Annotated in this window: 19 protein-coding genes and 1 tRNA gene; 7 read left to right on the forward strand and 13 right to left on the reverse strand. The window is 67.5% G+C overall.

Annotated elements, in window-relative coordinates:
• The first annotated feature begins 134 nt into the window (after positions 1-134).
• Positions 135-476: a hypothetical protein gene (locus OQ968_RS12885; protein WP_420715902.1), complete on the forward strand. Its 342-nt coding sequence runs from the start codon at positions 135-137 to the stop codon at positions 474-476.
• Positions 477-507: 31 nt separating this feature from the next.
• Here the strand turns inward: OQ968_RS12885 and OQ968_RS12890 are convergent, their stop codons facing one another.
• Both OQ968_RS12890 and OQ968_RS12895 read right to left on the reverse strand, forming a co-directional pair.
• Complete coding sequence (locus tag OQ968_RS12890) at positions 508-1,044, reverse strand: DUF1360 domain-containing protein (protein ID WP_324678326.1); 537 nt, start codon at positions 1,042-1,044, stop codon at positions 508-510.
• Positions 1,045-1,119: 75 nt separating this feature from the next.
• Positions 1,120-2,859 carry a glycoside hydrolase family 15 protein gene (locus OQ968_RS12895; RefSeq protein ID WP_324678328.1) on the reverse strand — a complete coding sequence of 580 codons (1,740 nt, stop codon included), beginning with the start codon at positions 2,857-2,859 and terminating at the stop codon, positions 1,120-1,122.
• A gap of 98 nt (positions 2,860-2,957) precedes the next feature.
• On the opposite strand from OQ968_RS12895, the gene OQ968_RS12900 reads away from it, so the two are divergent.
• On the forward strand, positions 2,958-4,418 hold the full coding sequence (locus OQ968_RS12900) for an ornithine decarboxylase (RefSeq protein ID WP_324678330.1): 1,461 nt from the start codon (positions 2,958-2,960) through the stop codon (positions 4,416-4,418).
• A gap of 6 nt (positions 4,419-4,424) precedes the next feature.
• Here the strand turns inward: OQ968_RS12900 and OQ968_RS12905 are convergent, their stop codons facing one another.
• Entirely contained in the window at positions 4,425-4,775 is a 351-nt protein-coding gene (locus OQ968_RS12905; protein WP_324678332.1) for a helix-turn-helix transcriptional regulator, read from the reverse strand.
• A 153-nt stretch (positions 4,776-4,928) separates the two neighbouring features.
• Between OQ968_RS12905 and OQ968_RS12910 the strand changes: the two genes are divergently transcribed.
• Together OQ968_RS12910 and OQ968_RS12915 are read left to right on the forward strand one after the other, a co-directional pair.
• Positions 4,929-5,378 (forward strand): HSP20 family small heat-shock protein, encoded by a 450-nt coding sequence (locus OQ968_RS12910; protein ID WP_324678334.1) that lies wholly within the window; start codon positions 4,929-4,931, stop codon positions 5,376-5,378.
• A 276-nt stretch (positions 5,379-5,654) separates the two neighbouring features.
• Positions 5,655-6,350: a PAS and ANTAR domain-containing protein gene (locus OQ968_RS12915; protein ID WP_324678336.1), complete on the forward strand. Its 696-nt coding sequence runs from the start codon at positions 5,655-5,657 to the stop codon at positions 6,348-6,350.
• A gap of 21 nt (positions 6,351-6,371) precedes the next feature.
• Here the strand turns inward: OQ968_RS12915 and OQ968_RS12920 are convergent, their stop codons facing one another.
• The 8 genes from OQ968_RS12920 to OQ968_RS12955 form a co-directional block, all read right to left on the reverse strand.
• A complete protein-coding gene (locus OQ968_RS12920) occupies positions 6,372-6,800 on the reverse strand; it encodes a pyridoxamine 5'-phosphate oxidase family protein (protein ID WP_324678338.1) in 429 nt (142 codons plus the stop codon).
• Between the two features lie 29 nt (positions 6,801-6,829).
• Positions 6,830-8,131 (reverse strand): diguanylate cyclase domain-containing protein, encoded by a 1,302-nt coding sequence (locus OQ968_RS12925; protein ID WP_324678340.1) that lies wholly within the window; start codon positions 8,129-8,131, stop codon positions 6,830-6,832.
• A gap of 312 nt (positions 8,132-8,443) precedes the next feature.
• A tRNA-Met gene (locus OQ968_RS12930) sits at positions 8,444-8,520 on the reverse strand.
• A gap of 78 nt (positions 8,521-8,598) precedes the next feature.
• Positions 8,599-9,126, reverse strand: a complete 528-nt coding sequence (locus OQ968_RS12935) for a cupin domain-containing protein (protein ID WP_324678342.1) — start codon at positions 9,124-9,126, stop codon at positions 8,599-8,601.
• Positions 9,127-9,168: 42 nt separating this feature from the next.
• Positions 9,169-9,669, reverse strand: coding sequence for a DNA starvation/stationary phase protection protein (locus OQ968_RS12940; protein ID WP_324678344.1), 501 nt, complete (start codon positions 9,667-9,669; stop codon positions 9,169-9,171).
• A 15-nt stretch (positions 9,670-9,684) separates the two neighbouring features.
• A complete protein-coding gene (locus OQ968_RS12945) occupies positions 9,685-10,245 on the reverse strand; it encodes an NAD(P)H-dependent oxidoreductase (protein ID WP_324678346.1) in 561 nt (186 codons plus the stop codon).
• 140 nt (positions 10,246-10,385) lie between these two features.
• The gene (locus OQ968_RS12950; protein WP_324678348.1) at positions 10,386-10,718 is read right to left on the reverse strand and encodes a cupin domain-containing protein; all 333 of its coding nucleotides are present in this window, start codon (positions 10,716-10,718) and stop codon (positions 10,386-10,388) included.
• Between the two features lie 489 nt (positions 10,719-11,207).
• Positions 11,208-11,858 carry an HD domain-containing protein gene (locus OQ968_RS12955; RefSeq protein ID WP_324678350.1) on the reverse strand — a complete coding sequence of 217 codons (651 nt, stop codon included), beginning with the start codon at positions 11,856-11,858 and terminating at the stop codon, positions 11,208-11,210.
• 129 nt (positions 11,859-11,987) lie between these two features.
• On the opposite strand from OQ968_RS12955, the gene OQ968_RS12960 reads away from it, so the two are divergent.
• Positions 11,988-12,932: a GlxA family transcriptional regulator gene (locus OQ968_RS12960; RefSeq protein WP_324678630.1), complete on the forward strand. Its 945-nt coding sequence runs from the start codon at positions 11,988-11,990 to the stop codon at positions 12,930-12,932.
• 89 nt (positions 12,933-13,021) lie between these two features.
• Here OQ968_RS12960 and OQ968_RS12965 read toward each other — a convergent pair whose 3' ends face one another.
• Together OQ968_RS12965 and OQ968_RS12970 are read right to left on the reverse strand one after the other, a co-directional pair.
• Entirely contained in the window at positions 13,022-16,009 is a 2,988-nt protein-coding gene (locus OQ968_RS12965) for a UPF0182 family protein (protein WP_324678633.1), read from the reverse strand.
• 86 nt (positions 16,010-16,095) lie between these two features.
• Positions 16,096-17,118, reverse strand: a complete 1,023-nt coding sequence (locus OQ968_RS12970) for a PDZ domain-containing protein (protein ID WP_324678352.1) — start codon at positions 17,116-17,118, stop codon at positions 16,096-16,098.
• 78 nt (positions 17,119-17,196) lie between these two features.
• On the opposite strand from OQ968_RS12970, the gene OQ968_RS12975 reads away from it, so the two are divergent.
• Both OQ968_RS12975 and OQ968_RS12980 read left to right on the forward strand, forming a co-directional pair.
• On the forward strand, positions 17,197-18,579 hold the full coding sequence (locus OQ968_RS12975; RefSeq protein WP_324678354.1) for a zinc-dependent metalloprotease: 1,383 nt from the start codon (positions 17,197-17,199) through the stop codon (positions 18,577-18,579).
• Between the two features lie 38 nt (positions 18,580-18,617).
• The gene (locus tag OQ968_RS12980) at positions 18,618-19,478 is read left to right on the forward strand and encodes a cyclodehydratase (RefSeq protein ID WP_324678356.1); all 861 of its coding nucleotides are present in this window, start codon (positions 18,618-18,620) and stop codon (positions 19,476-19,478) included.
• Positions 19,479-19,522 lie beyond the last annotated feature (44 nt).

Here is a 19,522-nt window from a genome sequence, read left to right on the forward strand (position 1 = left end):
CCCAGGGGCCCTCCACTGGGGTCGATGACCTCGATCGCCATCGTCGGCAGCGGCTGCACCGGATTTTCCCGCGCCCTGACTTCGCTGCACGACTGCGCTGTTTAACTTCGCCGAGTCTCGGGCAACCGGCAGTCGTGCCAAACGACTTCGACGACGACATGCTGGAGCAGTCCGAGAGCCTGGACTCCGACGAGGTCCGCAACGACGACGGTGACGCGGTGGTCGACCCGCCCGACAGGTGGATCAAGACCGACGACAACACGTCGCTCGACGAGAAGCTGGCGGCGGAGACCTCGGACGACCCCGGCGACGACGGGCCGTCGATGCAGGCGCACGACGCCGAGGCGGGCGGAGCCCTCGACGTGGTCGCCGACGACGACCTGGACGACATCGATCCCGAAGTGCACGGTCGCGAACGCGGCCAGATCGACGGGACACCGGAGGACGGCGAGTCGTTCTTCGACGTCGAGGAGTGACGGCCCCGCATAACGAAAGGCGCTGTGCCGCCTAGCCTTCCGCCGATTGCTGCGCGATCGCGTAGGCGAGCTGAAGAAAGTCGGCCCCGGCCAAAGCGGTGAAGCTGCCCGCGATCAGCCGGGTGAACCGGGGCGCGAAGACCAGCCCGATGACGAACGCGGTGGCCACCCACATGTCCAGGCAGAACGGGCAGGTCAACAGCTCCCCCAGGCTGTGCCGCAACTGGCTGTCCTCCCGGACCTCCTCCTTGACCTCCGCGGGGCCGCCGGTGCCCGCGTACTGGGTGAACGGCGCCCGCAGCGGGCTCGTCACCGCGTCCTTGGACAACGTCCGGGACAGCTTGTGGGTGCCCAGCGTCACCGTGACCAGGTCCTGCGCGCGCCAACGCGTCGGCAAGGTGCGCCCGGTGAGCGCCGCGAGCACCGTCGCCACGACCACCACGGCGCTGTAGATGCCCAAAACGGCCAGATACCCGCCCAGCGGCCGGGGATTGTCGCCGCGGTAGACGTCGGCCTCGCGGCTGGCGGCGCGGGCCACGTCGTCGGCGCCGGCCTGCACTTCTCTCATTGCGAATACTCCTTTGGGTCCTTCGGCCCGCTCACGGGCGGCTCCCGCAGGGCGGGGTACCCGTCGGCGGCTCGATCAACCGGCGCGGCCCGGTCCACGACCGGGCAGGCGATGCGCCGCTTCGAACAACAACGCATGCACGAAGGCCTGCGGCAGGTTCCCGCGCAGCTGACGCTGTTCGACGTCGAACTCCTCGGCGAACAACCCGGGCGGGCCGCAAGCCGTCCGGCTGCGCTCGAACCAGCGAACCGCCGCCAGGTCGTTGCCCTGCTGGTGGTCCGCCAGCGCCATCAGGAACCCGCACAACAGAAAGGCGCCCTCGTCGTCTCCGAGTGCCCGCTGGTCTGGACGGAACCGGTACACGAAGCCCTGGTCGGACAGCTCCGAGCGCACCGCCTCGAGGGTGGCGGCGGTGCGCGGGTCGTCCGCGGGGATCGCGCCCCGGATCGCGGGCAGCACCAGGGCCGCGTCGATCCGCGAATCCCCCGGCGCCCGTTGCCATCTCCCGGTCGGATGCAGGCAGTCGGCGTCGACGTCGGCGACCAGTTGATCGGCCAGGCGCTGCCACTCCGCGCCCAGCCGCGGCGGCGCCACCGCGCCGATGCCGCGCAGCCCCGCCGCACACGTCAGCCGGGAATGGGCCCAACGCCGGTCGTCGAGTTCCCAGATGCCGGCATCGGGTTCGCGCCAACGCTGTTCGATGCTGCGCACCAGCGTGTGGACGGCCTGCCAATGCATGCTGTCGAGACGGTCCAGCCGCGCCGCGGCCGCCAACAGCAGCAGGGCCTCGCCGTGCGCGTCGAGCTGGAACTGGTCCGACACCCAGTTGCCGGTCCGCGCCACGGCGCCGGGATACCCGGGCAGGTCGAGGTCGCGTTCGCGCGGCGGCGGATTCCCGTCGACCGAATACGCCGGCCGCAGCCCCGGACCGTCGGCGAGGACGCGCTCGCTGACGAAGCGGACGGCGTCGTCGAGCAGCGGGTAGCCGCCGGCGGCCGCCATCGCCTGCCCCGCGTAGCACTGGTCGCGGATCCAGCAGTACCGGTAGTCGTAGTTGCGGCCCTGTTCGGCGCGTTCCGGCAACGACGTCGTCGCGGCGGCAACCATCCCGCCGTCGGCGCTCGTCAAACCGCGCAGGACCGCGTACGCGACCTGGCTGTCGCGGTCGGCCAGGGTGTCGGTGATGGCCGGAACCGCTTGCGCCCACGCGTATTCGGTGGCTTGCCAGGCGTCCTCCGCCCGTGTCGGCGCCGAATCCAGTTCCCGGTCGGAGATTTCGAGAACCAGGTCGTGGTCACGCCCGGCAACGACCTCCAGCACCGCCTCCAGCGAGCCGTCGTCGCGAAGCTCGGCGTCATCGGCTCCGGTCCAACGGAATCGGCACGGCCCCGACCTGCCCATCCACACCCGGCCCCGATCGGTTTCGCCGCGCGAGACGTCCGACATATGGGCGCCGAAGTCCGCGCGGACATCGAGCGCGATGCGCATCCGGTGCCGCCCGTCGATAACGTGGATGCGGCGCAACAACACCGCGGTATGCGCGTCGGCGGGCAGGGCCAGGGCTTCGCGGCACTCGACGATCCCGCCGGTGCTGACCCAGCGGGAACGCCAGATCAACGACCGCGGCTCGTAGTATCCGCCCCACACGAAGCGCGGCAGATTGGGCGCGACGGCGTACACGCCGGCGCCACCGAGCAACGAATTGAAAACCGCGCCGTCGTGCCAGCGCGGCAGGCACATCCAGCAGTAGTCACCGCGCGGCCCGACGAGGACCCCGCGTTCGCCGTCCGCGAGCAGGGCGTATTGCCGCAACACATGCGGCGGAAAGTCTTCGGATAACAGTGCTCGGCTCCCGGGTCGACACGCAGGCGAGCGCCGATTGGCGCCCGCTGCCCCTGGGTACCCGATCCGCCATGGATCAGTCGCAGGCACCGCTGCTGGACGCGCTGGTCGACTACCACCGGAACAACCGCTACGGTTTCAGTCCGCCGGGGCACCGCCAGGGCGCCGGCGTCGACGAACGCGTCCTTGCCGTCCTGGGTAGGGACCCGTTCCGCAACGATCTGCTCGCCACAAACGGGCTCGACGACCGGATGTCCCGCGGGACGTTCCTGGCGCGCGCGGAGGAATTGATGGCCGACGCCGTCGGCGCTCAGCACGCCTTCTTCTCCACGTGCGGTAGCTCGCTGTCGGTGCGGGCCGCGATGATGGCCGTCGCGGGCGGGGCCGACGGCGGCCTGCTCGTCGCCCGCGACAGCCACAAGTCGATCGTGGCGGGCCTGATCTTCTCCGGCGTGCGGCCCAGGTGGATCACCCCGCGCTGGGACGTCGAACGGCACTTTTCCCATCCGCCGTCGCCGGAGCAGGTGGCCGCCGCGTGGGAGGAATACCCGGACGCGGCCGGGGCGCTGATCGTCAGCCCCGGCCCGTATGGCACCTGCGCCGACATCTCGGCCATCGCCGACGTCTGCCATCGGCGGGGCAAGCCGCTGATAGTCGACGAGGCCTGGGGCGCGCACCTTCCGTTCCACGAGGACCTGCCGACGTGGGCGATGGACGCCGGCGCCGACGTCTGCGTGGTCAGCGTCCACAAGATGGGCGCGGGGTTCGAGCAGGGCTCGGTGTTCCACCTGCAGGGGAATCTGGTTGACCCGCAACGGCTTTCGATGTGCGCCGATCTGCTGATGACGACCAGCCCGAACGTGATGATCTATGCCGCGCTGGACGGCTGGCGGCGCCAAATGGTCGAGCGCGGTCACGAGCTGCTCACCGCCGAGCTCGACCTCGCCAGCTACCTGCGGGCGCGGCTGGCCGAGATCGCGGACGTCGCGGTCCTCGAGGACGAGCTGCTGGGCACGGAGGCGTCCTGCGACCTGGACACCACACAGGTGCTGATGGATGTCTCCGGGACCGGCACGTCGGGATACCAGGCCGTGGACTGGCTGCGCGAGCACTGCAAGATCGACCTCGGCCTCAGCGACCACCGCCGGGTGCTGGCGACGATGTCGTTTGCCGACGACAAGCAAACGGCGGACCGTCTGGTGGCCGCGATGGCGCAGTGGCGCGAGGCGACCGAGGACTTCGACCGGGCGCCGCCGATACGCCTGCCCGCGCCCGAGGAACTGCAGCTTCAGACCGTGTGCCTGCCGCGTGACGCGTTTTTCGGCCCGACGGAAATGGTGCCCGCTTCGAAGGCCGCCGGTCGGGTCGCGGCCGAGCAGATCACCCCGTATCCGCCCGGCATCCCCGCGGTCGTGCCCGGTGAGCTTCTCAACGACGCCGTGATCGACTATCTGCGGTCCGGCGCCGAAGCCGGCATGACGCTGCCCGACCCGGCGGACCCGAGCGCACAGCGGTTCCGGGTGGTCGCCTGAGCGTTCTCAGGTCGCGTTCTTGTCGGATCTCTTCGCGGCCTTCCGCAAGGTGCGGTTGGTGGAACGCAGGTCGGTGTTGGTCGCGGACAGCGCGGCGTTGTCGTCTTCCAGGCTGAGGATGCGGGCGATGCCGGCAAGGTTGACCCCGGCGTCGACCAGCGCGCTGATGCGCTGCAACCGCGCCAGGTCGTCGGCGCTGTAGCGGCGGGTCCCGCCTTCGCTTCGGGCCGGGGTCAGCAGCCCGTAACGCTCGTACAGGCGCAGCGACTGCACGGCGACACCGGAAAGCTCGGCGGCCACCGAAATGCCGTAGACCCCGTGGTCGGGGGCCGGGGTGTCACCGGCGTTGTTGGCCATTGACGTCTCCTGAACGGCATCTCCTGAACTGGTTCGCACAGAAAAACTATTTACCACACTTGCACTGAAGTGTCGATAGTGCTATATAAAATCTATGTTGTAAGACATAGGGAATATCGGCTTCACAACCAGAGATTGGAGTGAGAGGTGACCATGCTGATGCGTACCGACCCGTTCCGCGACCTGGACCGCTTCGCTCAGCAAGTACTCGGCACGGCAGCCCGGCCCGCGGTGATGCCGATGGATGCCTGGCGCGAGGGCGAGGAATTCGTCGTCGAGTTCGACCTGCCCGGCATCAACCCCGACTCGCTCGACATCGACATCGAGCGCAACGTGGTGACCGTGCGCGCCGAGCGTCCGGCCGTGGACCCCAACCGCGAAATGCTGGCCGCCGAGCGGTCGCGCGGGGTGTTCAGCCGCCAGCTCGTCCTCGGGGAAAACCTCGACACCGACCGGATCCAGGCGGCCTACAACGAGGGCGTCCTGAGCCTGCGCATCCCGGTGGCCGAGAAGGCCAAGCCGCGCAAGATCTCCGTCGCCCGCGGCAACGGACACAAGGCGATCAACGAGAGTGCCGGAGACCGGGAGGTGGTAGACGCCTGATTCGCCGATGAGCGGGCGGTGCGGCGCCGTCGACGCCGGACTCGGAATCGTGCCGACATCCGCGGCCGCCGCTCCCACCCCTAGACCGCCGCTGATATTGGTTTTTACAAGCGGGCTTGTGGCAAGACATTGAAGCCAGTCCTCGGCGTTCAGCAGCTAGCGCCGGTTTAGCCGCTTCGCGAAGTCTTGTATCGACCCCGTTTCGTCGGGGTTGCTTGTGTGCGCATGACGGTGGTCGGCCTTGCCCGATGGACTGAATCCGAGGAAGAGTCAACGATGGATTGGAACCTCAAAGGCCAATCGGCCGATCTGGGACAGGCCTTGGCCGGCGGCGTCCCGCCACAGGTGGGCTGGTTCCGGTTCTACTTCGCCGATCAGCGGTGGGAATGGTCGGAACAGGTGCAGCGAATGCACGGGTATCGGCCGGGCAGCGTCACCCCGACAACCGATCTGGTGCTGTCACATAAGCACCCCGAGGACCGCGGGCAGGTCGCGGCCACGATCGATCAAATCCTGAACACCCGCAAGGCGTTCAGCACCCGCCATCGGATCATCGACACCGGCGGAGACGTACACCACGTCGTCGTGGTCGGTGACCAGCTTTACGACGAGCACGGCGAGGTGATCGGAACACACGGGTTCTACGTCGACGTCTCCCCGCTGCCCGACCGGGAGCGTGAGGACCTCGTCACCGCCAAGCTGGCCCAGATCACCGAGCAGCGCGCCGGAATCGAGCAGGCCAAGGGCATGCTGATGCTGATTTACGGCATCAGCGACGACGCCGCGTTCGACCTGCTCAAGTGGCTATCCCAGGAGACCAACGTCAAGCTCCGGCTGCTGGCCGAACAGATCACCGAAGACTTCCGCGGCATCGGCCCGACGCTCACCTCGCAGTCGGAGTTCGACCACTTACTGTTGACCGCGCATTCGCGCGTCGACCCCGCCGACAAGCAGCCCGTCGACCAGGGGTAGGACGTGGCGCTTGGCTTCGGCTCAGAGCTCATCGGAGAAGTCGGCCGTCAGCCAGCGGTCGGGCCGGATGGTAAACAGCACGCTGTCCTGACCCTCCATGCTGCGGACGAACTGGCGCCCGCCTTCCTCGCCGAGGTAACGGATCGCGATGGCTTCGCGTACCTCGGCCGGGGCCGGCGTGGTGGTGTCGACGACGGTGCCCTCGACGACCACGTATTGATACGGAAGCTCCTCGCGTTGGGCGACCAGCGTCACCGCACCGGCCCGCTCGATGAGCTTGGCCTTGCGGGTCCCCGGGCCGGTGTTGATCCGGATGTCGCCGCCAGGGGTGTAGTCGTACCAGATCGGGACGCTGGCCGGCGGCCGGCCGTCGTCCGCGTCTACGGACAACACGCCAACATGCTTCGCCGCGAGGAACGCCTGGCGCTGAGCCTCGGTCAAAGGGTTCATGGCTCGCAGAACGCACAGGCGATGCGGGGCTATTCCCGGGCGCGGCCCCATTCCGGTTTTCCGGGTCGTCTCGGTGACGGCGTCATCGCGTCGAACGGGACGGCATCGGATAAGCGACTATTCCTGCGCCGCCGGGCTTTTTGTCGATACATGTGGGCGTCCGCATCACGAAGGAGCTGCTCGATGTCTTCGGTCGGACCCCAGGTGCAGCCGACCGACGCGCTCAGAGTCAGCTGTGTCGCCGGGGTGTCGTAACCCCCCGTGAGCGCGCGGCGAAGCCGTTTCGCCAGCTCGGCAACGTGCTGCTCCGTTTCGGCGTTGGTGGACAAGACAACGAATTCGTCGCCGCCCAAGCGATAGACCGAGTCGGGTGCAACCGCGATCTGTGTGATGCGCCGAGCCACCTGGATCAGGACCGCGTCACCGACGCCGTGTCCATGAGCGTCGTTGATTCTCTTGAACCCGTCGAGGTCGATGAACACGATGCCGACCGAACCCGCGGGCTCGGCGACCCGCCGGTTCTGGATGCAGTCGAAGAACGCCTCTCGATTGCCCAGTCCCGTGAGCGCGTCCGTCACTGCCCGCCGCGCGAGTTCGGCTTCGGCCCGCTTGCGCGCACTGATGTCGACGAACTGCCCAATGACGAGGTCGTCGGAGCCGTGCACGCCCGGCACCATCACCGCGTTGCGTTGTACCCAGATCGTCGTCCCGTCGCGATGGACAAGTCGAAGTTCCGAGGTGACGGGTGACTGCGAACCGTTCTTCAACTTGTCGAAGTCTGCCGCTGCGGTCGCGACGTCGGCCGGGTGGACGAAATTGCGGAGGTCGACGCCGATCAACTCATCGGCGCTGTAGCCGAACATCGCGCACAACGCCGGGTTGACGTAGCGCGCACGGATGGACATGTCCACGATCGCTTGGCCGACAGGCGCGTTGTCCATGCTGATCTGCAACAGCCGAACGGCGTCGTCGCGGGCTTGTTCGGCCTCGACACGCGCTTCGGCATCGGCGACCTGAACATAAACATAAAAGCCGCTCACCTCACCCTCGACGATGTCGGGGATGCAGGTCGCCTCGCCGTGCCTGCTTCTGCCGTGCCAATCGGTCAATGTGCTCCCGAACACCTGCTTGCCACCGGCGAGCACCCCGTCAACGTGAGCGCGGCTGAGCTCGTACAGATTGTCGCCGAGGACCTCACGGAAATGACGCCCACGGACCTCGGCGGCTGTCGTCCCGAAAAAATCGATGAAGGCCCGGTTTACGACAACGTTGCGCAGCTCGCGATCCCAATAGCTGACCATGGCCGGAATGTTGTCCAGCAGCAGCCGCAACCGGCGCGCGTCACCGATCGCCATTGATGCCTCAGCGACAATCCGTCATTGAACCGGACCGGCCGTAGCGACGTCAGCGGCGTGGGCGGTCATTTCGTCGAAGCGCCGGTTGGTGACCCGCAGCCCGAGCATGACGGGCATCATGCGCACCTCTCAATCCAACCACGCGAACCCTGCTGGTGATGTGAGACTAAAACATCGGGTCGCCGGGCGAAGTCGAAAAGTCCTCAAGTCGGGAACCGCTCGCAACCCCACCGCGACGCGTCGGGCATGAAAATGGCCCCCGGAGACGTCTCCGGGAGCCATTTCCGCTGGTAGCGGGGACAGGATTCGAACCTGCGACCTCTGGGTTATGAGCCCAGCGAGCTACCGAGCTGCTCCACCCCGCGTCGGTAAATGCCAGGTTACCGAACGCCTGCAAGGCCGCCAAATCGCGGGCTGAGCAGCGCCTACACCCGGCAGGCGAATCAGTGCGAAGGCGGGTTCAGCCCGTAGCGCTGGCGGATGTCGTCCATCCAGTCCGGCGACCCATAGGTCAGCCCGTATTTGTCGGCGAGCTCCCCGAACTCGGGCAGCTCGTGCAGGACCCTGGCGACCGGATCATTTGCATGCTCGACCAGCAGTTCACCCAGCTCGCGGAAGTAGTTCTCGAAGCCGCCCGGTGTGATGATCTCGACGATGCGACCAGGCTCGCTGCCGGCGTTCCACATGGCGTGCATCTGCCCCCGCGGCTTGGTGATGTAGCCGCCGGGACCGAGGACGACTTCACTGTCGTCAGAACGGAACCCGATCTCGCCTGCCAACACAATCGAATGCTCGTCCTCGCGGGTGTGCCGGTGCGCCGCGGTGAGTAGGCCGACCTCAAACGGATGCTCGACGATTGACACCTCGCCCCCGTTGGTGCGGCTGGATAGCTTGAACACCGCGCCAAAGCCAGGCAGGGCAACGTAATCCCCTTCTCCTGGCTGCACGACCGTGACTCCGGGCTGAGTCATCTGACATACCTCCTCGTGTAATCGGCCGGAATCCCGTGGCGCTCAAGCTGTGCCGATTTCGGACTTGAGCAGCCATGCCTGCTTTTCCAGGTCGTCGATGATGGCGTGCAGCAAGTCGGCGGTCGAGGGATCGGCGGCGTCGACCTCGTCGTGAACACTGCGCATGGTGCCCACGACGGCGAAGATCCGGTTGGTGATCATCTGGACCGCTTCGGTGACGTTGAGTAGACCCGGGGCTATGGCGGGAACGCTTGTCGTTGCGACGAAGGTGTCCGACCGCCCGTCAGGTACCGCGTCCAAGGCGCGCATCCGTTCGGCGATCGTGTCACTGGCTTCGCGCGCGGTATCGACGATGCTGTCGAGCTGCAGATGCAGATCGCGGAAATTTGTGCCGACGACGTTCCAGTGCGCTTGCTTGCCTTGCAGGTGCAATTCGATCAAGTCGACCAGCACGGCTTGCAGGTTCGCAAACAGGTTGGCCGGAGCGACAAATGGCCGGACCTCGTCGACGTCACGACGGTTGACGGACAGCGATGTTGTCATGGCAGATCCCTTCGGTCAGTCGGTTGGGGTTTGGGCTGCTGAGGCGAGCGCATCGAGGATGGTGGGTATCTTGGCGATGATTACCTCGTCGCACACGGGAGGGGTGTCGGCAAACCGCGTCGCCGCGCGGGGCACCGACAAAGCGACTGAGTCGAGCACGGTCGCGCCGGCGATACGCGCCGCCTTGCGGGCGTCTTCGTGCGCCCATGCGCCGCCGTATCTTCCGCCGGAGGTACCGATGACAACGACAGGCTTGTTGTCGATTACTGCGCTGTGGTACGGCCTTGACAACCAGTCGACAGCGTTCTTGAGTGCGGCGGGGACGGTGCCGTTGTATTCCGGCGTGACCATCAGCAGAGCGTCCACGGAATCCACGGCGGCGCGCAGCGCGCCGGCCGCAGGCGGTACGGCCTGAGGCTGGTCGAGGTCTTCGTTGTAGTAGGGCACGTCGGCTAGGCCCTCATAAATTTCGACCTCGATGCTTTCCGGTGCGAGTTTGACGGCCGCCTCGGCTAGCTGGCGGTTATGGGAACCGGCTCGCAGGCTTCCCACCATTGCCAGGATTCGAGTGCTCATTAAGAATCCTTCCATTTACCAATGAATCAGAGCTTGCGGCGAGTCAGCGTGTGGCCGCAACCGACGATGGGACATCTTTCCCACAGCTAGCGACAACGGAGCTACACCGACCGCCCATAAGAATCGACTTGGCCGGATCGTCACGCGGTCAACATCGATGACTTGATGCCGACCGCTGCGTTTTCTTCCGGTGTTGCCACTCGGTATCCATAACGTTCCGCGATCTCGGCGAAGCGAGCCACCTCTACGGCAGTCGGTGGCGGGGAACCGACCGGCCGGCCAACCTCACGAAAGAAGGCACCCCGGTGTGGTGTCGTGATGACGAGGGCGACGGCGGGCTCTTCGGAGACATTGCGTAGGGCGTGCATAGCATCACTCGGCACCCGGATGTAATCACCGGCGTGGGCGTCGCGCCATTCGATGTCGTCGTTGTCCTCCACCAGGACGTGGCAACTGCCGGCGAGAATGTACAAATCTCCAAAGTGCCTTGTGGCTGTGCAGCGGCATTGTGACCCGTGCGGGCATGACTAAGCGCACAACGCAAAGCTGCTCTTCGTCAGGGGGTGTCATGAAGTCGACAATGGGCCCGAAGAGGTCCAGCCCTTCGTTATTGCCTGGTGAGGCCATGGTTATCTGTTACCTTTCATCGACGCGTTCTGAAATACCCGCTGCAGCCATTCTGCGGACGGTGGAACCGTTTAGCGGAACAGCTGTTTCAGGGAATGACCGCGCGCATGACGCACATCTGTTCCTCGTCCTCCGGTGTCAGGGCATCGTTCCCTTCTCTTGTTTGCCGACTATTGCGGTTGCTCAATTTGGTTGACCAGCTGACGATTTCGGCCACGAGCCATGCCTACCTTCGGGATGCGGCGACGTATGTGCAGGCGGACACGCACTGATTGGCCGTCGAGCATCTGCAGCACTCAGAAGAATTGCTGCGCTGCAAGGCTATTCGGCCCCACCTATTCGGGCCAACTGCTGCCGAGAATGAGGTCGACCATGTTCCCACGCTCGAATGTCTGGTCGAAGTGCGCCAGCACATCGGCGTTCATCGTGCCGAAAGTGGTTTCCGGACGATGCTTCATGCCGTCGTTGAAGGCCGCCAGGATGCGCCGCTTGAAACCCGGTCGTGGATGGGCGGCAGTCACGGCGTCAATATCTTTACGGGACAAGGCCTCCCGGCCGATGCCCAGCACGTCGGTTTGGACACCCGCGGTGACCAAGGCGACTTCGGGCGCGAGGAACTCGGGTATCCCGGGCGTGGTGTGCAAGGCGATGCCCAGCCACACCTTGTCGGCGTCGGCCTTGTCGACGCCGTGCTGCAGCAGGAACTCTCGCGCCGCGTTCGCGCCGTCGACCTCGAAACGCAGGCTGGAGGTGCGATACCGCCGAGTGAGGCCGAGGTCGTGGAACATGGCCCCGGCGTACAACAGCTCCAAGTCTGGTTGCAGTCCGCGGCGGTGGCCCTGTAGTGCACCGAACAGGAATACCCGACGCGAATGGTGGAAGAGCAGATCGTCTTCGGCTCCGCGGATGAAGTCGGTGATCGCGCGCACCAGCGCTGTGTCGGGTACGACGATGTCGGCAATGGTCTCCGGCGACTGGACGGCCATGATCGTTCCTCCTTGTCTTGGACCATCATGCGTTGCCACACCGCTATCCACCGGCACCGTTGCAGCCGTCGTTCCCACAGATTGCGACACAATGAGTCCGTGACTGAAGTCGGTGCGCGATCGCGGGTGATGGTGGTTGTCGTCTTCGACGACGTCGCGATGCTGGACGTTGCGGGAGTGGGTGAGGTCTTCGCGGAAGCCAACCGCTTCGGCGCCCACTACGAACTGAAGATCGCGTCGGTGGACGGGCGCGACGTCACGACCTCGATCGGGACGCGGTTGGGCGTCACGGACGCCGTCACCTCGATCGAGTCGGCCGACACGGTCCTGGTCGCCGGCAGCGACAGCCTGCCCCGGCGGGCGATCGACCCCGGGCTCGTCGAGGCGATCAAGTCGGTCGCGGGCCGCACCCGGCGGCTCGCCTCGATTTGCACGGGCTCGTTCGTCCTGGCGCAGGCCGGCCTCCTCGACGGCCGGCGCGCCACCACGCACTGGCATGACGTCCGGTTGTTCGCCCGCGCCTTCCCGGGCGTCACCGTCGAACCGGACGCGATCTTCGTCCGCGACGGCGATGTCTTCACCTCGGCCGGGGTGTCGTCGGGCATCGACCTGGCGCTGGCGCTGGTCGAAATGGATTACGGCACCGACCTCGTCCGCGCGGTGGCCCGGTGGCTGGTCGTCTACCTCAAGCGCGCGGGCGGCCAATCGCAGTTCTCGGTGCTGGTCGAGGCCGACCCGCCGCCGCAGTCGCCGCTGCGCAAGGCCACCGATGCGATCTCCGCCGACCCCGCGGCGAACCACAGCGTCAACAGCCTTGCCGCGCGCGCGTCCATGAGCACGCGGCAGCTGACGCGGTTGTTCCAGTCCGAGCTCGGGACGACACCCGCCCGCTACGTGGAAATGGTGCGCATCGACGCCGCCCGCGCCGCGCTCGACGCCGGCCGTAGCGTCGCCGACGCCGCGCGCATGGCGGGGTTTGGCAGCACCGAGAGCCTCCGGCGCGTGTTCATCGACCGCCTCGGCGTCTCGCCGAAGGCCTACCGGGACCGATTCCGCACGGCGTCCCGCGGCTGAGATCCGCGAGCGTGCGCAGAATGCCATCCGCGCCGGCGTGCCGGTGTACAGACACGCACGCTCGCGGGGCGAAGCTCGCCGGGGGCGAGTTACTTGGTGCTGTTGTATTTGTTGATGGCGTCGTCGAGCCGCTGCAGCGCCGCGCCGTAGGCGGCGAAATCGCCCTTCTTCTGCGCATCGCGCGCCGCGCCGATCGCCGCCTGGATGTCCTGCAGGGCAGCGGCTTTGGCCGGCGACAACGTCACCGAGCCGTCCGGGGAGGGCGGCACCGCGGCGGGCGCCGGTGGCGCCGCAACGGGCGGTGTGCCGGCCGGCGCCGGCGGGCTCGCGGGCGGGTTCGCGGGGGCGCCGGCCTCGGTCGGCTGGATCCCGGTGGCGGCGGCGCCCGCTCCGGGGCCGAACAACCCCGTCAGGGCGTCGCCGACGGTCGGCCCGTATCCGATCTTGTCGTTGTACATCATCGCCACGCGGATCAGCCGCGGATACGACGACGCGGCGTCGCTGGCCCCCGGGGAGGCGTACACGGGTTCGACGTACAGCAGCCCGCCCTGGCCAACCGGGAGGGTGAGCAGATTGCCCCAGCGGATCCGGTTCTGGTTGTCGCGCCCGATCACCCCGAGGTCCTGGGACACCGCCGGGTCGGTGGTGATCGCGTTGTTGGCCAGCTTGGGGCCGTTAACCTGGCCCGGGATGGTCAGCACCGTGATCTTGCCGTACGTCGCGGGGTCGGAGCTGGCGCTGATGTAGGCGGCCAGGTAGTCGCGCTTGAACCGGTTCATCGCGCTGATCAGCTGGTAGGAGGACGAATTGTCGTTCTTGCCAATGTTTTTCGCCACGATGTAGTACGGCGGCTGATAACTGCTGGCGGTCGGATTCGGATCCAGCGGCACGTCCCAGAAGTCCGACGTGGAGAAGAACGTCACGGGGTCGTTGACGTGATACTTGGCCAGCAGCATCCGCTGCACCTTGAACAGGTCCTCGGGATAACGCAGGTGTTCGGCGAGCTCGGGGGTGATGTCGCTCTTGGGCTTGACCGTGCCCGGGAACACCCGCATCCACGCCTTCAGCACCGGGTCCTGCTCGTCCTGCGCGTACAGCGTCACGGTGCCGTCGTAGGCATCCACCGTGGCCTTCACCGAATTTCGGATGTAGGACACCTGCTTTTCGGGCGCCAGCCGGTTGAACGCCACCTCGGTGGAGTCGGCCGTCGCCGCCGACAGCGAGGTGAGCTCGGAGTACGGGTAGTTGTCCAACGTGGTGTAGCCGTCGATGATCCACACCAGCCGCTTGTTGACGATCGCGGGGTACACGGCGCTGTCCGTCGTCAGCCAGGGCGCCACCGCCTCCACCCGCTGCGCCGGATCCCGGTTGAATAGGATCTTGCTGTTGGAGCCGATCACGTTGGAGAACAAGAAGTTTCGCTCGGCGAACTTGGCGGCGAACACGCTGCGGGAGATCCAGCTGCCGATGGGCACTCCCCCGAGCCCGGAATAGGTGTAGTTCTTGGTTTCGGTGCTGGTCTCGTAGTCGTATTCGCGGTCGTTGCCGTTGCGCCCGACGATCGCGTAGTCGGCCGACGTGTTGGAGATGACGGGGCCGAAGTAGATGCGCGGCTGGTCCAGCGGGGCCGGCCCGTCGGACACGACGCTGCCGTTGGCGCCGACGACGTTGACGAGGAACTCCGGGTAACCACCGTTCTGGTTGGGGTCGTTGGCGATCCCGCGCACGGTGTTCGCCGGCGACGCGATGAACCCGTTGCCGTGGGTGTAGACGGTGTGCCGGTTGATCCAGTCCCGCTGGTTGTCGATCAGCCGGTCCGGGTTGAGCTCCCGGGCGGCGACGACGTAGTCGCGCAGCGCGCCGTTGCGGTCGAGGTAGCGGTCGATGGACAGCTGGTCCGGGAAGTAGAAGAAGTTCTTACCCTGCTGGAACTGGGTGAACGCCGGGCTGACGATGGTCGGGTCGAGCAGTCGGATGTTCGAGGTGGTCGCGCGATCGGACGCGACCTGCTGGGCGGTGGCCTGCCCGTCGCCGGTGTAGTTGCGGTAGGACACCACGTCGGACGTCAGCCCGTACGCCTGCCGGGTCGCGGCGATGCTTCGGCTGATGTATTCGCTTTCCTTTTGCGCGGCATTGGGTCGCACGCTGATCTGCTCGACGATCAGCGGCCAGCCGGCGCCCACGATCAGCGACGACAGCAGCAGCAAAACCAGCCCGATCGCCGGGATCCGCAAGTCCCGCAACGTGATCGCGGAAAAGACCGCGGCGGCGCAGATCAACGCGATCGCCATCAGGATCAGCTTGGCCGGCAGCACCGCGTTGATGTCGGTGTACCCGGCCCCGGTGAACGGCTTGCCGCCGCGCGTGTGCGACAGCAGTTCATAGCGATCCAGCCAGTAGGCGACCGCCTTGAGCAGCACCAGCGCGCCGACCAGGGTGACCAGCTGGATGCGCGCCGATCGGCTCAGGGCGCCGGTGCGCCCGGACAGCCGGATGCCGCCAAAGATGTAGTGCGCCAACAGGTTCGCCACCAAGGCCAGGAACACGGCCACGAACATGTAGCTGAGCAGCAGCCGGTAGAACGGCAGGTCGAACGCGTAGAAGCCGAGGTCCTTGCCGAACTGCGGATCCCTGACGCCGAAGTTGCCGCCGTGCAGGAACAGCTGGATGCGCACCCAGTAGCTCTGCGCGATGATGCCGGCCAGCAGGCCGATCGCCGCCGGGATCCCGATGCCCACCAGTCGCAGCCGCGACATGACGACGGTGCGGTAGCGCGCCACCGGATCGTTGTCGTTGCTCGGGACGAAGACCGGGCGGGTGCGGTAGGCCACCGCCAGCCCGGCGAACACGATGCCGCCGACCAGCAGGCCGGCGACCAGGAACACCACGATGCGCGTCACCAGCACGGTGGTGAACACCGAGCGGTAGCCCAACTCGCCGAACCACAGCCAGTCGACGTAGGCGTCGATCAGTCGCGGGCCCGCGAGCAGCAAAACGATCACACCCAGTGCGATCAAAATCAGGATCCGGCTGCGCCGGGTCAGCTTCGGCATTCTCGCGGTGGGCCGCATCCCCACTGGCAACGCTCCCTGATCGATGTGGCGCCTCGATGTGGCGACGATGACAACTCTACGCATGGCACGGCAGGCCATCCGCGGCTCGCCTAGCAGGTGGGCGGCTGGCCCCCGGACGTGATCGCGTGCAGCGCGTCGACCGCCTCGGTGAGCGTCTCGACCTTGACCAAGCGCATCCCGGACGGGTTGTCCGACTTCGCCTCGTAGCAGTTCTTCGCGGGCACCAGGAACACGGTGGCGCCCGCGGCGTGGGCGGACACCATCTTGTGCGTGATGCCGCCGATCTGGCCCACCTTGCCGTCGGCGGAGATCGTTCCCGTCCCGGCGACGAACGTCGACCCGGTCAGGTCGCCGGTGGTGAGCTTGTCGACGACCGCCAGGCTGAACATCAGCCCCGCGGAAGGCCCGCCCACGTTGGCGAGGTTGAAATCGACCACGAACGGCGCCCACGGCGCGTCGAGCACCGCGACGCCCAAAAAGCCGTAGTCGCGGTCCTTGTTGGTGCCCAGCGTGATCTGCGCCACGCCCGGCGGCTCGTTCTTGCGGCGGAAGTCGATCGTCACCACCTGGCCGGGCTTGGTGTTCTTCAGCAATCCGGTGAACTGCTCGACGTTGACGACCGGGGTGTTGTTGACCGCGTCGATGGCATCGCCGGACTTCAGCTTGCCCGCCGACGGCCCGGGATCGTTGACGGTCGCGACGGTGACCGCGGGCGGGTACTTCAGGTACCCCAGCGCCGCGTATTCGGCGCTGTCCTCGGACTGCTTGAAGTCGGCGTTGTTGGCCTTGTCCACGTCCTCCCGCGACTTGCCCGGCGGGTAGACGAGATCGCGCGGAACCAGCTGTTCCTGGCCCGACAGCCACAGCGTCAGGGCCTCGCCCAGGGTCAGGCCGTCGCGCTGGGACACCGTCGTCATGTTCAGGTGCCCGGTCGTGGGGTGGGTCAGCGCGCCCTGGATGGCGACCACCTGCTTGCCGTCGACCTCACCGAGCGTGTCGAAGGTCGGCCCGGGGCCCAGCGACACAAACGGCACCGTCACGACCGCGAGCAACACGCCGAAGACCACGATCGGCACCAGCGCGACCGCCAAGGTCAGAATCCGCCTGTTCACGCCGCTACCCTAGCGGGGCGCCGCGGTGGCTCGTTTCAGCTGTCAGCGAGACCACTGAGCGCGCTTTCTGTTCCACCGGTGAGTACCGTTGAGGTTATGGCTGACCTGCCTTTCGGCTTCTCCTCCGGGGACGACCCGGACCGGGACAAGCGCGGGAAGAACGACCCCGAGTCGGGCTCGGGTGCGTCCGATCCCCTGGGCGCCTTCGGCATGAGCGGCGATTTCAACATCGGTGACCTGGGCCAGATCTTCACCCAACTGGGTCAGATGTTCAGCAGCGCCGGCACCATGACGCAGGGCGGCCAGGCGGCGGGACCGGTCAACTACGAGCTGGCCCGGCGCGTGGCCACCAGCTCGATCGGGTTCGTCGCGCCCATCCCGGACACGACGAGCTCGGCGATCGCCGACGCGGTGCACCTGGCCGACACCTGGCTGGACGGCGTCACGGCGTTGCCCGCCGGCGCCACCAGGGCGGTGGGCTGGACACCCAGCGACTGGGTGGACAACACGCTGGAGACCTGGAAGCGGCTCTGTGACCCGATGGCCCAACAGATCTCGACGGTGTGGGCGTCCTCGCTGCCCGAGGAGGCCAAGAGCATGGCCGGCCCGTTGCTGGCGATGATGTCGCAGATGGGCGGCATGGCGTTCGGCTCGCAGCTGGGCCAGGCCCTCGGCCGGCTGTCCCGCGAGGTGCTGACCTCGACCGACATCGGCCTGCCGCTGGGGCCCAACGGGGTCGCCGCGATACTGCCCGAGGCGGTGGAATCGTTCGCCGCCGGTCTCGAGCAGCCGCGCAGCGAGATCCTGACCTATCTGGCCGCCCGCGAGGCCGCGCACCACCGGCTGTTCGGCCACGTGCCGTGGCTGTCCGCCCAACTGCTGGGCGCCGTGGAGGCCTACGCGATGGGCATGAAGATCGACATGACCGGGATCGAGGAGCTCGCCCGCGACTTCAACCCGGCGTCGCTGTCGGACCCGGAGGCCATCGAAAACCTGCTCGGGCAGGGCGTTTTCGAGCCCAAGGCGACGCCGGCGCAGACCCAGGCGCTGGAACGGCTCGAGACGCTGCTGGCGCTGATCGAGGGCTGGGTGCATGTCGTGGTGACCGCGGCCCTGGGCGACCGGATTCCCGGCGCGGCCGCGCTCGCCGAGACGCTGCGCCGCCGCCGGGCCAGCGGCGGGCCGGCCGAGCAGACGTTCGCGACGCTGGTGGGCCTGGAGCTGCGGCCCCGCAAGCTGCGCGAGGCCGCCGACTTGTGGGAGCGGCTGACGCAGGCCGCCGGCATGGACGCCCGCGACGGCGTGTGGCAACACCCCGACCTGTTGCCCAGCGGGGACGACCTCGACGACCCGGCCGCGTTCATCGACCGCGTCATCGGCGGCGACACCAGCGGCATCGACGAGGCGATCGCCAGGCTCGAGAAGGACGGCGGCGAAGACCCCGGCCCTGTGGATAACTGAGCGGGGCGTTCGCCCCGGCCGTGGCACAGTCTGGACTCATGCCCCGGGCCGCGCCCTCCCTGTACGCGTTGGACCCGGCGATGCCGGTGCTGCTGCGGCCGGACGGCGCCGTCCAGGTGGGCTGGGATCCGCGCCGGGCCGTGCTGATCCGTCCCCCGCGCGGCCTGGCCGCGGCGGAGCTGGCCGCGCTGCTGCGGTCCATGCGATCACCCCTGCCGATCACCGAGTTGCAGCGGCAGGCCGCCGACCGCGGGCTGACGGACGCCGACGGCCTGACCAACCTGGTCGCGCAATTGGTCGGCGCGGGCGTCGCCACCCGCGGCCGCCGGCAGTCGGGCGGCCGGGCCGCCTCCATTCGCGTGCATGGTCGCGGGCCGCTGTCGGACCTGCTCGTGGAGGCGCTGCGCTGCTCGGGGGCCCGGATCGCGCACAGCAGCCAGCCGCACGCGACGGTGTCGCCGACCGCCGTGGACCTGGTGGTGTTGTCGGACTACCTGATCGCCGACCCGCGGATGGTGCGCGACCTGCACGGTCAGGGCATTCCACACCTGGCGGTTCGGGTGCGCGACGGCACCGGCCTGGTGGGGCCGCTGGTCATCCCCGGCGTGACCAGCTGCCTGGGCTGCGCGGATTTGCATCGTCGCGACCGAGACGCGGCGTGGCCGGCGATCGCCGCGCAGCTGCGCGAGACCGTCGGCGTGGCGGACCGGGCCACGCTGCTGGCGACCGCGGCGCTGGCGCTGAGCCAGGTGAACCGGGTCATCGCGGCCGTGCGCGGGCCGGCGGCGGCACCGGATTCGGGGCCGCCGCAGGCGCTGAACGCGACGCTCGAGTTCGATGTCCACGCCGGCGCGATCGTCGCGCGCCGGTGGAGCAGGCACCCGTTGTGCTCGTGCTGACGTCACAACAGGCCGGCCGTTGTTACCCAGATCAACACCGCAAG

The organism is Mycobacterium sp. 663a-19 (genome assembly GCF_035616495.1).
In the GTDB taxonomy this organism is placed as follows: Bacteria; Actinomycetota; Actinomycetes; order Mycobacteriales; family Mycobacteriaceae; genus Mycobacterium.

Coding starts and splice junctions, on each gene's coding strand:
- OQ968_RS12890 (WP_324678326.1), bottom strand. CDS start 1,044: ATGAGAGAAGTGCAGGCCGGCGCCGACGACGTGGCCCGCGCCGCCAGC.
- OQ968_RS12900 (WP_324678330.1), top strand. CDS start 2,958: ATGGATCAGTCGCAGGCACCGCTGCTGGACGCGCTGGTCGACTACCAC.
- OQ968_RS12905 (WP_324678332.1), bottom strand. CDS start 4,775: ATGGCCAACAACGCCGGTGACACCCCGGCCCCCGACCACGGGGTCTAC.
- OQ968_RS12910 (WP_324678334.1), top strand. CDS start 4,929: ATGCTGATGCGTACCGACCCGTTCCGCGACCTGGACCGCTTCGCTCAG.
- OQ968_RS12915 (WP_324678336.1), top strand. CDS start 5,655: ATGGATTGGAACCTCAAAGGCCAATCGGCCGATCTGGGACAGGCCTTG.
- OQ968_RS12920 (WP_324678338.1), bottom strand. CDS start 6,800: ATGAACCCTTTGACCGAGGCTCAGCGCCAGGCGTTCCTCGCGGCGAAG.
- OQ968_RS12935 (WP_324678342.1), bottom strand. CDS start 9,126: ATGACTCAGCCCGGAGTCACGGTCGTGCAGCCAGGAGAAGGGGATTAC.
- OQ968_RS12940 (WP_324678344.1), bottom strand. CDS start 9,669: ATGACAACATCGCTGTCCGTCAACCGTCGTGACGTCGACGAGGTCCGG.
- OQ968_RS12945 (WP_324678346.1), bottom strand. CDS start 10,245: ATGAGCACTCGAATCCTGGCAATGGTGGGAAGCCTGCGAGCCGGTTCC.
- OQ968_RS12955 (WP_324678350.1), bottom strand. CDS start 11,858: ATGGCCGTCCAGTCGCCGGAGACCATTGCCGACATCGTCGTACCCGAC.
- OQ968_RS12960 (WP_324678630.1), top strand. CDS start 11,988: ATGGTGGTTGTCGTCTTCGACGACGTCGCGATGCTGGACGTTGCGGGA.
- OQ968_RS12980 (WP_324678356.1), top strand. CDS start 18,618: ATGCCCCGGGCCGCGCCCTCCCTGTACGCGTTGGACCCGGCGATGCCG.